This is a genomic window from Streptomyces sp. NPDC048352, from assembly GCF_040651895.1.
GTDB lineage: Bacteria > Actinomycetota > Actinomycetes > Streptomycetales > Streptomycetaceae > Streptomyces.
The window spans coordinates 78,078-90,941 of sequence record NZ_JBEZKZ010000024.1 but is presented as its reverse complement, the minus strand read 5'-3'; the positions used below and the strand labels follow the sequence as shown (position 1 = coordinate 90,941).

14 protein-coding genes are annotated in these 12,864 nt (G+C 72.4%); 11 read left to right on the top strand and 3 right to left on the bottom strand.

Annotated elements, in window-relative coordinates:
* Positions 1-103: 103 nt before the first annotated feature.
* On the bottom strand, positions 104-1,921 hold the full coding sequence (locus tag AB0D45_RS15600) for a bifunctional metallophosphatase/5'-nucleotidase (RefSeq protein WP_361608612.1): 1,818 nt from the start codon (positions 1,919-1,921) through the stop codon (positions 104-106).
* Positions 1,922-2,059: 138 nt separating this feature from the next.
* Here AB0D45_RS15600 and mshD point away from each other — a divergent pair, with 138 nt between their 5' ends.
* Positions 2,060-2,989, top strand: coding sequence for a mycothiol synthase (gene mshD, locus AB0D45_RS15595; RefSeq protein ID WP_361608614.1), 930 nt, complete (start codon positions 2,060-2,062; stop codon positions 2,987-2,989).
* A 125-nt stretch (positions 2,990-3,114) separates the two neighbouring features.
* On the opposite strand, the gene AB0D45_RS15590 is transcribed toward mshD, so the two are convergent.
* Positions 3,115-4,137 carry a LacI family DNA-binding transcriptional regulator gene (locus tag AB0D45_RS15590; protein WP_362458891.1) on the bottom strand — a complete coding sequence of 341 codons (1,023 nt, stop codon included), beginning with the start codon at positions 4,135-4,137 and terminating at the stop codon, positions 3,115-3,117.
* A gap of 23 nt (positions 4,138-4,160) precedes the next feature.
* Positions 4,161-4,979, bottom strand: coding sequence for a response regulator transcription factor (locus AB0D45_RS15585; RefSeq protein ID WP_361608618.1), 819 nt, complete (start codon positions 4,977-4,979; stop codon positions 4,161-4,163).
* Between the two features lie 502 nt (positions 4,980-5,481).
* On the opposite strand from AB0D45_RS15585, the gene AB0D45_RS15580 reads away from it, so the two are divergent.
* The 10 genes from AB0D45_RS15580 (at position 5,482) to AB0D45_RS15535 (ending at position 12,763) form a co-directional block, all read left to right on the top strand.
* The gene (locus AB0D45_RS15580) at positions 5,482-5,736 is read left to right on the top strand and encodes a MoaD/ThiS family protein (RefSeq protein WP_361608620.1); all 255 of its coding nucleotides are present in this window, start codon (positions 5,482-5,484) and stop codon (positions 5,734-5,736) included.
* A gap of 10 nt (positions 5,737-5,746) precedes the next feature.
* Entirely contained in the window at positions 5,747-7,393 is a 1,647-nt protein-coding gene (locus AB0D45_RS15575; RefSeq protein WP_362458887.1) for a hypothetical protein, read from the top strand.
* A 95-nt stretch (positions 7,394-7,488) separates the two neighbouring features.
* Positions 7,489-8,196 (top strand): DUF2993 domain-containing protein, encoded by a 708-nt coding sequence (locus AB0D45_RS15570; protein WP_361604364.1) that lies wholly within the window; start codon positions 7,489-7,491, stop codon positions 8,194-8,196.
* Positions 8,197-8,352: 156 nt separating this feature from the next.
* Positions 8,353-8,442, top strand: coding sequence for an Ms5788A family Cys-rich leader peptide (locus AB0D45_RS15565; RefSeq protein WP_350875872.1), 90 nt, complete (start codon positions 8,353-8,355; stop codon positions 8,440-8,442).
* A gap of 200 nt (positions 8,443-8,642) precedes the next feature.
* Positions 8,643-9,488 carry a sulfurtransferase gene (locus tag AB0D45_RS15560; RefSeq protein WP_361604360.1) on the top strand — a complete coding sequence of 282 codons (846 nt, stop codon included), beginning with the start codon at positions 8,643-8,645 and terminating at the stop codon, positions 9,486-9,488.
* A 65-nt stretch (positions 9,489-9,553) separates the two neighbouring features.
* Entirely contained in the window at positions 9,554-9,844 is a 291-nt protein-coding gene (locus tag AB0D45_RS15555; RefSeq protein ID WP_030030422.1) for a DUF1416 domain-containing protein, read from the top strand.
* Positions 9,845-9,954: 110 nt separating this feature from the next.
* Positions 9,955-10,221 (top strand): DUF3099 domain-containing protein, encoded by a 267-nt coding sequence (locus tag AB0D45_RS15550; RefSeq protein ID WP_362458882.1) that lies wholly within the window; start codon positions 9,955-9,957, stop codon positions 10,219-10,221.
* 117 nt (positions 10,222-10,338) lie between these two features.
* Positions 10,339-11,121: a hypothetical protein gene (locus AB0D45_RS15545; protein WP_362458880.1), complete on the top strand. Its 783-nt coding sequence runs from the start codon at positions 10,339-10,341 to the stop codon at positions 11,119-11,121.
* Positions 11,118-11,936 carry a hypothetical protein gene (locus AB0D45_RS15540; RefSeq protein WP_362458877.1) on the top strand — a complete coding sequence of 273 codons (819 nt, stop codon included), beginning with the start codon at positions 11,118-11,120 and terminating at the stop codon, positions 11,934-11,936. The genes AB0D45_RS15545 and AB0D45_RS15540 overlap by 4 nt, the downstream gene beginning before the upstream one ends.
* Complete coding sequence (locus AB0D45_RS15535) at positions 11,933-12,763, top strand: hypothetical protein (RefSeq protein WP_362458873.1); 831 nt, start codon at positions 11,933-11,935, stop codon at positions 12,761-12,763. Before AB0D45_RS15540 ends, AB0D45_RS15535 begins: the two co-directional genes overlap by 4 nt.
* The last annotated feature ends 101 nt before the right edge of the window (positions 12,764-12,864 follow it).

The following is a 12,864-nucleotide window of genomic DNA, read 5'->3' as shown; positions in this document are numbered from 1 at the left end:
CGCGTCCGTCACCTGCTGCGAGCGGTTGCCCTTGGCCAGCATGACCTTGGAGCCGCCCGCCGCCCCCTCGGGGACGTGCTCGCGCGCGCAGGGCGCGCAGGTGCTACTTGACGACCGTGATCCGGTCCGCCGCCGGCGGGGCGATCGGGGCCGCCGCCGTCGACTTCGCCAGATAGGCGTTGAAGGCGTCCAGGTCGGACGCGCCCACCAGCTTGTTCTTGTGCTCCTTCAGGACGGTGAAGCCGTCGCCGCCGCCCGCGAGGAACTCGTTCATCACGACCCGGTAGGTCTTGGCCGGGTCGATCGCCGCGCCGTTCAGCTTCACCGAGTCCACGACGACGCGGTCCGCGCCCGTCTTCGTCATGTCCAGGGTGTAGGTGAAGCCCTTCGACACCTGGAGGATCTTCGGGCTCGCGCCGTTGACCGGACCGCTGACCTGCTGCTGGAGCGCGGTGATCAGCTGAGCGCCGGTCAGGTCCACGATGTTCATCAGGTTGTTGAACGGCTGGACCGTGTACGACTCGCCGTACGTCACCACACCGTCGCCCTCGTCGCCCGCGGCCTTGTAGGCCAGGTCGGCACGGATGCCGCCCGGGTTCATGATCGCCAGCTGTGCGCCGCCCTTGTCCGCCGCGGCGGTGGCCTCCAGCTGCGCGTCGGCGATGAGGTCGCCGAGCGGCTTCTCGGGCGCCTCCGAGCCGCGGCCCGCGATGTCGGCCGAGATGTAGCCCATCGGACGGTTCGCCACCGGCGCGGCGAGCTCCTTCCAGCGGGTGATCAGCTCGGACATGTCCGGGGCCTTCGGCTGGTCGCGGCCGACCAGCTTGTTCACCGGCTTCGGCGCACTGGCCGGCGTACGGACGATGTCCTTCGTGGCCCGGTCGTACGTCAGCGTGGTGTCCGTGAACAGCCGGCCGTACGAGGCGGCCGAGGTGACCGCGCGCGGGTTGCCCGCCGGGTCGGGGATGTTGCACGAGTACGCCTGGTGCGTGTGGCCCGTCACCAGCGCGTCGACCTTCGGGTCGACGTTCTTGGCGATGTCGACGATCGCACCCGAGATGCCGGCGCCGGCGCCCGGGACGTCACAGTCGTAGTTGTACGCGCCGCTCGCGGGCAGACCGCCCTCGTGGATCAGCGCCACGATCGACTTCACGCCCTGCTTGTTCAGCTCGGCGGCGTACTTGTTGATCGTCTCGACCTCGTCGCCGAACTTCAGGCCCTTGACGCCCTCGGCGGTCACGACGTCCGGAGTGCCCTCCAGGGTGACGCCGATGAAGCCGATCTTCACGTCCCCCTTCTTCCAGATGAAGGTGGGCGACATCAGCGGACGCTTGGTCTTCTCGTCCGTCACATTCGCGGCCAGGTACTGGAACTGCGCTCCGGTGAAGGTCTTGCCGTACTCGAAGCAGCCTTCCACCGGGTGACAACCGCCGTACGCCATCCGGCGCAGCTCGGTCCTGCCCTCGTCGAACTCGTGGTTGCCGACGCTCGACACGTCGAGGTCCAGCTTGTTGAGCGCCTCGACGGTCGGCTCGTCGTGGAAGAGACCGGACAGCATCGGACTGCCGCCGATCATGTCGCCGGCGGCGGCCGTGACGGAGTACGGGTGGCCCTTGCGGGCCTCGCGCAGGCTGGTGGCGAGGTACTCGACCCCACCTGCGGGTATGGCCTTGGTGGTGCCGTCTGCCTGCCGTTCGCTCACGGTGCCGGAGGAGCCCTGCGGGGGCTCCAGCGTGCCGTGGAAGTCGTTGAACGACAGCATCTGTACGTCGACGGTGCGGCTCTTGGGAGCAGCACTGCCACCACTCGCGGCTCCGGCCGGCAGCGCGGCGGCGACCATCGCGCCGGCACCCGCCGTGAGGGCGAGAGCGCCGAAGGTCAACCGGCGGGCCGTGCGGTGCCGTTGTGGCTTCGCTGACATTTAGTCCCCTTTGTGGACAGCGAGACAAGTTGGGAGGTGCCTCGCAGCCTAAGGTCAACGCGCGTAGCACGACAGGGGGTAGCGGGTTGCGAGCTGGTTACGCACGGCCCCCGGGCGACGGCGCCGTAGGCTCGGAACATGACTGACGCAGCAGCGGCCCTGGAGCCGGGACGGCAGATTGAGACCCTTGAGGAACTGACGGAGGAGCAGGCCGGCGCCGTACTGGCGCTCATCGCGGAGGCGGCGCGCACCGACGGCACCACCGCCGTCTCCGAGCAGGGCCGCCTCCAGCTGCGCGGCGGACCGCGCGAGGGGATCCGGCACTTCCTCGTCACCGACGGCGGCCGGCTGTGCGGCTACGGGCAACTGGAGGACACCGACCCGGTGGAGGCCCCCGCCGCCGAGCTCGTCATCCACCCCGCCCTGCGCGGCCGCGGCCACGGGCGGGCGCTGGGCACCGCCCTGCTGCACGCCTCCGGCAAGCGGATCCGGGTCTGGGCGCACGGCGGCAAGTCCGCCGCGCGGCACCTCGCACAGGTGCTCGGCCTGACGCTCTTCCGCGAACTGCGCCAGCTGCGCCGCCCCCTCGGCCCCGACGCGCCGCCGCTGCCCGACGCGGCACTCCCGGCCGGCGTGACGGTCCGCACCTTCGTGCCCGGGCAGGACGACGCCGCCTGGCTGGCCGCCAACGCCGCCGCCTTCGCCCACCACCCGGAGCAGGGCGCGCTGACGCAGCGGGACCTGGACGACCGGATCGCGCAGCCGTGGTTCGACGCGAAGGGCTTCTTCCTGGCGGAGCGGGAGGGCGAACTGGTCGGCTTCCACTGGACGAAGGTCCACGCCGAGGAGCAGCTGGGCGAGGTGTACGTGGTCGGCGTCCGCCCGGGCGCGCAGGGCGGCGGCCTGGGCAAGGCCCTGACGGCGATCGGCCTGCGGCACCTGGCGGAGGCGGGCCTGCCGACGGCGATGCTGTACGTCGACGCGGACAACCCGGCGGCCCTGGCGGTGTACGAGGGCCTGGGCTTCACGACGCACGAGATCGACCTGATGTACCGCACGGAGAGCTGACGCGGGGGAGGGTGCGGGCTCGGGTGCGGGCCCGCCGGCTCGTGGGGCGGGACTGACGGGAAGCCCCCGAACCGGCTCTGAGGCCGCCCGGGGGGACACCGGCCGCCGGCCACCGCCCCGCGCGGCTACCGGCAGCCGCAGCTGCGGCGGATGACCAGGGCCGAGGGGAACTGCTTCAGGCGTTCGCGGCGGGAGCCCGCCACGCGCAGGGCGTCGTCCAGGACGAGGTCCACCGCCGCGCGGGCCATCGCCGGGCGGTCCGAGGCGATCGTCGTCAGCGGCGGGTCCGTGAGGGCCGCCTCCTTGACGTCGTCGAAGCCCGCGACGGCGAGTTCGGCGGGGACGTCGATCCGCAGCTCTCGGGCGGCGCGCAGCACACCGATGGCCTGGTCGTCCGTCGCGCAGAAGATTGCCGTGGGCCGGTCGGGCCGGGCCAGGACCTCCAGGGCCACCGTGTACGCGTCGTAGCGGTTGTACGGGGCCTCGATGAGCCGGCCCTCCACCGGCCGCCCGGCCTCCAGCATGGCCCGGCGCCAGCCCTCGACGTGGTCGGCGACCGGGTCGCCGACCGAGGGGGTGTTCTCGATGCCGCCGATGCAGGCGACGTACGCGTGCCCGTGTTCCAGCAGGTGGCGGGTGGCGAGCTGGGCGCCGCCGATGTCGTCGGTGACCACGGCGACGTCGTCGAGCGCCTCGGGCCGCTCGTGCAGCAGCACCACCCGCGCGTCCCAGGCGTCGATCTCCGAGGCGGCGCGCTCGCTCATGCCCTGGCTGACCAGGATCAGTCCCGACACCCGCATGCCGAGGAAGGCCCGCAGGTAGTGCACCTCGCGCTCGTCCCGGTAGTCGGAGTTCCCGACGAGGACCATCTTTCCGCGCTCGGCGGCCGCCTGCTCGACCGCGTGCGCCATCTCCGCGAAGAAGGGCTGGCGGGCGTCGGGGACGATCATGCCTATGAGGTCGGTGCGCCGCGAGGCCATCGCCTGGGCGACCCGGTCCGGGCGGTAGCCCAGGTCCTTGATCGCGGCGAGTACACGCTCGCGCGTGGCCGGGGCGACCGGCCGGGGTCCGTTGTTGATGACGTAGCTCACGACGGCGGTAGAAGTACCCGCAAGTCGCGCCACGTCATCCCGCGTCACCTTGGCCACGCGCGAAGTCTACGCGGGGTGACCTACCTCTGGGCAGGGTGTTTGGCCGACGGACTGCTCACAGGAGCTTCCTCCGAACGGGCTACGGATCCGGTCGTACGGTCCGCGGCCGGTGCCGCCGGCTTTCCCGCACCCTGCTTGGCGGCGGCCTCGGCGGCCGCCCGCTCCACCTTCTCCGGGGTGACGAAGCGGTAGCCGACGTTGCGGACCGTGCCGATCAGGGACTCGTGCTCGGGACCGAGCTTGGCGCGCAGCCGCCGTACGTGGACGTCCACCGTCCGGGTGCCGCCGAAGTAGTCGTAGCCCCAGACCTCCTGGAGGAGCTGGGCGCGGGTGAAGACCCGGCCGGGGTGCTGGGCGAGGTACTTGAGGAGCTCGAACTCCTTGAAGGTCAGGTCCAGGACCCGCCCCTTCAGCTTCGCGCTGTACGTCGCCTCGTCGACCGACAGGTCGCCGTTGCGGATCTCCATCGGGGAGTCGTCCGAGCCGAGCTGCTGGCGGCCGGTGGCCAGCCGCAGCCGGGCCTCGACCTCGGCGGGGCCGGCGGTGTCCAGGAGCACGTCGTCGATGCCCCAGTCGGCGGTGACCGCCGCGAGGCCGCCCTCGGTGACGACGAGGATCAGCGGGCAGCCGGGTCCGGTGGACCGCAGCAGCTGGCACAGCGACCGCACCTGGGGCAGGTCGCGGCGGCCGTCCACGAGGATCACGTCCGCGCCCGGGGTGTCCACCAGGGCCGGGCCCTCGGCGGGTGCCACCCGGACGTTGTGCAGCAGCAGGCCGAGGGCGGGCAGCACCTCGGTCGACGGCTGGAGGGCATTGGTCAGCAGGAGTAGAGAGCTCATGCCCGGCCACCTGCCCCGGTCCGGCGGCCGTGCTCCTGTTTGCTTGGCTGGTCCATCACGTCGGTTCCTCCTCGGCCCGTCCCGGGGGTACCTCCCAGCGGTAGCTGGGGGAGTGCGTGGTACTGCTTCGTACGACTTGCCCGGCATCCGCCGCGGCCCCCGCGCCCTGGGGTCCGGATGGATACCACTGTTCTCGGTCCGTTCAACGTGCTGAAAGCACAAAAGGACCCGGGGGCTACGTTGCCCGGATCCTCTACGCCGCCAGAATAGCCCACCGGCCCTTGGGGGGCCGAGGGCTGCCGTGCACCGCATTCTGTGGTTCGCGCCACGCCTTCCTCCTGCGTATGCCCTGGTTTCACCGGATCGAGCGGCCCGCCGACGGGTCCTGCGGGGCCTCCGGGCGCACGGACGGCGCGCGGGGGCACGCGGGGGTGGCGGGCCGGAGGGGTCATCATGGAGGCCGACGGTAGAGAGCCGACGGAGCCGACCGATAGGAGCAGCAGTGGCAACCGGAACCATCCGCTACTGGGCGGCGGCGAAGGCCGCCGCCGAGACGGCGGAGGAGCCGTACTCGGCGCACACCCTGGCCGAGGCGCTCGACGCGGTGCGGGACCGCCATCCGGGGGAACTGACCCGGGTCCTGCAGCGCTGCTCCTTCCTCGTGAACGACGAGCCCGTGGGCAAGCGCCCGCACGATGCCGTCCTGCTCACGGAGGGGGGCACCGTCGAGGTGCTCCCGCCGTTCGCGGGCGGGTGAGCGGAAACCGATGAGCACTCCCGACGAACAACAACAGCAGCAGCGGCAGCAGCAGGCCGCCGCGCAGGACCCGTACGCGACGCAGACCTGGCAGGCCGACACCTGGGAGACCGGCTACCAGCCGGTGCAGCCGCCGCTCGGCTCGGTGCCCGGGCAGCCGGCCGCCCCCGCCCCCGCCCCGCAGGGGCAGTGGGGGCAGACCGGGGGCGGCGGTGCGCCGTGGCCGGACGCCTCCGGGCCCGGCGGGGCCGCCGCCGAGACGGCGTACCTGCCGCCGGTGCCGCCCCAGCAGCAGCCCGCGGCGCCCGAGGGGTGGTTCCGCGACGAGCAGCCGCAGGCCCCGGCGCAGGGCGCCTGGTCCGCCGACGCCGCGCAGACGGCGTACCTGCCGCCGGTCCCGTCCCAGCAGCAGCCGCAGCATCAGCCGCAGCAGCCCGCCGTGCCCGACGGCTGGTTCCGTGACGAGCCCGCGCAGCCGCGGCAGCCGCAGGCCCCGGCCACGCCCTGGTCGGACGGCCCGGCCGCCGCGGCCGCCGAGACGGCGTACCTGCCGCCGGTGCGGGAGGACGCGGGCGCCGCCGAGCAGACCGCGTACCTGCCGCCGGTACGGCACGAGGCTCCGGCGCAGGGTGCCTGGCCCGCCGACGCCGCCGCGCAGACGGCGTACCTGCCGCCGGTGCGGGAGGACGCGGGCGCCGCCGAGCAGACCGCCTACCTGCCGCCGGTACGGCACGAGGCCCCCGCGCAGGGTGCCTGGCCCGCCGACGCCGCCGCGCAGACGGCGTACCTGCCCCCGGTGGCGGCGGAGCCGGAGCCCGCGCGGCAGCCGCAGCCGCTCCCGCAGCAGGCCGGGCCGGCCGCCGAGTACTCGCCGCCGACCCTCGGCGGCAACACCCTGCGCGCCGTCGACCCCGCCCAGGCCCGCGCCGAGGGCCGGTCGCCGATCATCGACCCCGGTCCGCAGTCGGCCATACTCACCGCCGTGCTCGGGCTGCTCATGGCCGGTGCGGCGGCGCTCGGCCAGTACGCCCTGCTGGTCCCGCTCATCGCCCTCCAGGGGCTCACCGCGGCCGGCTGGTTCCGCCTCAACGGCATGTGGCCGGCCCGCCAGGGCATCGTCCTCGCGTTCGCCGGCGCCCTCGTCGCCGACGGGGCGGTGCTCGCGGTGGACCGTACGTACGGCCCCGGCGCGATCATCGGCACCCTCGGGGCCTGGGTGCTGCTCACGCTCGTCCTCCAGCTGCGCAGCCACGCGGACCCGGACGAGCGGATGTACGGGCTGATGGCGTCGGTGGCGTCCGCCGCGCTGGCCATCGTGTGCGCCGGCTTCCTGGCGGCGGACTGGCAGCCGGTGGCCACCGGCGCCGCCGCCGTCGCGGTCGCCGTGTTCGCGCGGGCCCTGCCGCTGCCCACCCCGGCCTCCGTCGGCGTCTCGCTGGCGGCCGCGGCCGGTGCGGGCGTCGCGGTCGGCGGGCTGACCGGGCTCGGTGCGGGCGGGGCGCTGGTCGGCCTCGCCGCCGGTGTGTGCGCGCTGATCGGGCTGCGCGTGGCGGCGTACGACTACCCGTCGAAGTTCGTCCACATGACGGCCGGTGTCGCGCTGCCGCTGGCCGCCGCGGCGCCCGCCGTCTACCTGATGGGCCGGGTGGTGGGCTAGCCCGCCGCTGCCCGGGCAGGAGCGCCGCTGACCTCGTCCTCACGGCCGGTCATGGTCCACTAGAACGACGTACCGACTAGTAGGGGGAGGGGCACGTGCGTTTCATACGTGTCGTGGTGATCATCGGCGTGGTGCTGGGGGCGCTGTTCGTGGGCGTCGACCGCTGGGCGGTCGGCTACGCCGAGAACCGGCTGGCCGACCGCGTGCAGTCCCGCCAGGGCCTCGCGGGCAGCGCGGAGGTGGAGATCCACGGCTTCCCCTTCCTGACCCAGGCGCTCAGCCACGACCTGGAGCAGGTCGACCTGAAGCTGACCGGCGTCGACGCCACCGCCGACGGCCGCAAGACGCGGCTCTCGCAGCTCGACGCCTCGTTCCACGAGGTGAAGCTGAACGGCGACTACAGCGGCGGCACTGCCAGGCGCGCCGAGGGCACCGCGCTGATCTCGTACGAGGACCTCACCAAGGCCTCGCAGAACGGCGTTGTCCTGACGTACGGCGGGGCGCCGAACAAGGTGAAGGTCACCGCGACGGTGGAGTTCCTCGGCAGGTCGGTCACCCGCAGCGTGATCTCGACGGTCGCCCTCGTGGACTCGGGCAGCGGCAAGGTCGTCCGGGTGCGCGCGGACTCCGTGCCGGGCGAGGGCATCCCGGGGATCGAGAGCGCGGTGCGCAAGCGGACCGACTTCGACCGCCGGATCGACGACGGGCTGCCGGCCGGGCTCAAGCTGTCCGCGCTGACCTCGGACGAGTCGGGTGTCCACCTCACACTGAGCGGGACGGACGTGTCGCTGGCCGGATCGTGAGACGGCGCGGTCCGATCCGCAGGAGGACGGGCCGCACGAAGAGCCCCGGAGGGCCGCGAGGCGGGCCTCCGGGGCTTTCTCATCCCGCCAAATGGACGATCCTGTCTCGGTATATGACACACCGGTGACAGGGCGGCCGGTTCGTCCCTACGATCCATGGCTATGAAGCATCAGCAGGCGGACCTCACGAAGCGGCGGGCAGTAGACCTGTGTCGCGTCGCCGCCATGCTCTGTCGCTCCATGTGAGGTGTGAGCCTTCCGCTCCACCGGCCGGACCGACGGCCCTTCATTCCGCGTGACCGCACCGCACGGCACTGGCCTCCCGTCCTCCTGACGCCTCCCCGCGCAGGGCCCGGTGGCCCCACCCGCACCCGGCACGCACCAGCACGGCCCGCTTCGCAGAAGCCCAGCACAGCCCCGCCGCAACTGCCCCGGAGGAGAACACCATGAGCCGCAGCGACGTCCTCGTAGACGCCGACTGGGTCGAGGCCCACCTGAACGACGCCAACGTCGTGATCGTCGAGGTGGACGAGGACACGTCCGCGTACGACAAGAACCACATCACCAACGCCGTCCGGATCGACTGGAAGCAGGACCTCCAGGACCCGGTCCGCCGTGACTTCGTCGACCAGGAGGGCTTCGAGAAGCTCCTCTCCGCCAAGGGCATCTCCAACGACGACACCGTCGTCCTCTACGGCGGCAACAACAACTGGTTCGCGTCCTACGCCTACTGGTACTTCAAGCTCTACGGCCACCAGGACGTCCGCCTCCTCGACGGCGGCCGCAAGAAGTGGGAGCTCGACTCCCGCGACCTGGTCGACGGCAAGGACGTCCCGAACCGCCCGGCCACCCAGTACAAGGCCAAGCCGCAGGACACCTCGATCCGCGCCTTCCGCGACGACGTCGTCGCCGCGATCGGCGCCCAGAACCTGGTCGACGTCCGCTCGCCCGACGAGTTCTCCGGCAAGCTGCTCGCCCCGGCGCACCTCCCGCAGGAGCAGTCGCAGCGCCCCGGCCACGTGCCGAGCGCCCGCAACATCCCGTGGTCGAAGAACGCCAACGACGACGGCACCTTCAAGTCCGACGAGGAGCTGACCGCCCTCTACCAGGCCGAGCAGGTCGACCTGGCGAAGGACACCATCGCCTACTGCCGCATCGGCGAGCGCTCCGCGCTCACGTGGTTCGTGCTGCACGAGCTCCTCGGCCAGGAGAACGTCAAGAACTACGACGGCTCCTGGACCGAGTACGGCTCGCTCGTCGGCGTGCCGATCGAGCTCGGCCCCAACAAGTAACCCCGGCCGGGCACGCGACGCCCGCCCCGTAGGCAGCAGAACCTCTCTAGGACAGGACAGAGAACATGTGTGGAGCACAGATCGGCGGGCCCGACCTCGCGACGCTCAAGCCCGGTGAGACCGCGATCCAGGGCCAGGTGACCAAGGACGGCGAGCCCGTCAGCGGCTACGTCCGCCTGCTGGACTCGACCGGCGAGTTCACCGCCGAGGTCCCGACCTCCGCGACCGGCCAGTTCCGCTTCTACGCGGCCACCGGCTCCTGGACGCTGCGGGCGCTCGTCCCGGGTGCCCAGGCCGACCGCGCCGTCGTGGTCGCCGAGGCCGGCGGCGTGACGGACGTCGCCATCGCGGTCTGATCGCCTGACCGACAGCGAACCGGCCGGAGGGCCGCACCCCAGGGGGTTGGACGCCACTGGAACGGGGTGCGGCCCTTCGCGCCGTCCGCCCGCGGCCCTACGCTGGTGCTATGTACGCGCGGCGCCGGCGGGCCTATTTCCTGCTGATGGGCGGATGCCTGTTCCTCTTCGTCTCCGCCTGGTCCTTCGTGCGCCTGTTCTCGGTCGAGGCCGCGGTCGCGCTGTGCGTGGTCGCCATGGTCATCCCGCCCGTCGCCGCGATGATCGCCAACCGCCGGGGCCCGGACGACCGCTGGTGGGACGACCCCTCCGGCGATCCGAAGTCGGACGAATGGTGGGACGAACTGGACGGGAAGCGGCGCCGCCCGGAGGACTGAATCCCGCCTATATAAAAGCGTAATAAAGATGCGTACAACGGCTCCCCGGCCCAGGGTGTCTTGGATGTGCGCGGGCGAACGCTCCCGCGGCTCCAGTTCCGTGGGGGGACCCCAATCTTGGAAGACGAACACCGGGAATCGGATTCTCCGGAATTCCCGTCGGCTGCTCCGGCAATTCCGGACGCTGCCCCTCCGGCCCGTGGCCCGCGCCGCGCCGGCCGTACGACGCTCCTGATCGCCGCCGCCCTGGCCCTCGGCGCCCTCGCCGGCACGGTCACCGGCTACGCGGTCCAGTACCACCGCGAACCGACCGCCCTGCCTCCGCTGGCGCAGCAGAAGCCGGTCACGCCCAAGGCGCTGGCGCCGGACGACGCGACGACGGCCAAGTCGGTCAACGCCAACCGCTGGCACAAGACCGACGGCGACCTGGTCGAGCTCCTGCTGCCGGCGCCGGACGGGGCCAAGGCCGAGGGCGCCGGCTACGAGTCCCTCGACGTCTTCGCCGCGGACTACTTCCGGGGGCCCGGCGAAGCGCTCGCCGACCTCGCCGAATCCCAGATCCGGCGTGTCGCCTCCACCGCGTGGACCGACGGCCGCGTGCGCGTCGAGATCCGGCTGCTGCAGTTCCGCGAGCGTGCCGGGGCGGACGACTACCAGAAGGCGCAGTCGGCGTACATGCCCGAGGTGAATTTCGCGGGCAACCGCGGCGTGGACCTTCCCGGCGTCGCCCGCGATCTCGGCCATGTCTGGGTGGGCGTCAAAGCCGACGGGGTCCACGGCGCCCGGGCCATCGCCCGCCGGGGCGACATCGTCATGGACCTCCTCTACTACGAGGACCAGGGCCGGATCGCGGAGAGCGACGTCATCGACGTGGCCAAGAAGCAGCTGGAGCGACTGTGACCGAGCCGCTGAACGACACCACCACGGGCGACGTCTCCGCCGCCGCGCCCGCCGTTCCCGTCACGCCCGCTGTGCCCGCCGCCCCGCGGCGCCACAGGACCAGGGCCTACGTCACCGCAGGCATGGCCGTCGCCCTCCTCGCGGCCGGCGGGATCGGGGCCGCTTGGGCACTCGACGGCGCCGACCGGACCGCAGCCACCCGCTACTGGAGCACCGAGGGCGTCAGCCCCCGCGGCCCCGAGGTCCCCGCGGCCGTGCCGCCCAACGGCCTGACGGCCAGGCTGCTGCCCGTACCGGGCAGCCACACTCCCGGCCCGGACCTCGGCAAGGACGGCAACGACTTCTTCGTCACCGGCGACAACGCGGTCCAGGACTTCAAGGACGCCCGCAGGGGCCTATCCGACACGCAGCGCAAGAAGCGGGACGAAGCGCTCGCAGAGCTCAAGCTCAAGGGCCGGGCCGGCCGCAGCTACACCGGCCCCACCAGCCGCTCGGTGGTGGAGATCCGCCTCATGCAGGCCGACCCGCGTTTCCTGGGAAAGACCTCCGAGGTCTCCAGGAAGCTCATGGACGCCGTCTCCGAGGGCCGCGAGACCCCGAAGGTGGAGGGGTTCCCCGACGCGAGGTGTGCCGTGGTCACTCTCGGCGACGAGGAGCGGGAGGGGAAGATCGACTCGATGGAGTGCGTGGCGGTCGAAGGCGACGTCCTGGTCAGCTTCCGCTCCTACGGCCCCCAGCCCTTCTCGACCCGCGACGCCGTCACGTTCTTCCAGAACCAGCTGAAGCACCTGAAGTCCCCCGGGGAGTCCGTGTGACCGAGCAGACCACCGCCGTCCCGGAAACCACCGGAGCACCCGCCGTGACCCCCGCGCCGCCCGCCCCGAAGGGCCGGCGAGGGCTCCGCGCCCTCCTGCGCTGGACCGCCGCGGTCCTCGCCTTCGCCGCCGCCGGCACCGGAGCGGCGTACGGGATCACCCGGGCGGAACGCTCCGACCTGCCGGGCCTGTCCACCCGGGACGACGGCCGCTGGACCTACCCGGCCGTCGCCAAGCCCACCCTGGCCCCCGGGGCGGCACAGCCCTTCGCCCCGGACAACAAGGACGGCATCCACTACGCCGCCCTCACCCAGCTCCTGCTCCCGGCACCCGAGGGCTCCGCCCCCGACACCGGGCTGAAGCTCGAGAAGGACCAGGCGGTGACCGTCGACACCTTCCTCGAGGAGTACGAGCCCACGGTACGCGCCAAGATGAAGCAGGGCTTCACCGACGACGGCCTCCGCCAGATCGCCGCCCGCGGCTGGACCATGCCCGACGGCACCCGCACCCGCGTCTACCTGCTGCGCTTCCACTCCTCCGGCTTCGTCGACGCCTTCGAGGGATGCGGCATCAACATGAACCTCAACGGGATCAACCGCATCGAGGGCGACAGCGACTGGAGCAAGGCCAAGAACGAGCAGGACCCGCCCGACCTCGCGGACGTCTCCCTCTTCACCGAAGCGGCACCGGTCGGGGACGAGGACCTGAAGGCCGGCTGCGTCAAGGGCGGCGACATCCAGGCCGTCGTCCTCCAGACCCGGCGGGGGAAGGTGGCCGCCGTCCCCTTCCACCAGACGGTGATCCTCCAGGACCAGCTGCTCCACTGACCGGTACGGCCCACCTCGCAGCGTGCGCCGGTCCCCGGGCCAGTAGGCTTGGGGACCGGCCCCGTACACCGCACCGAAACCTCCGAGGAGCACCCCGTGCT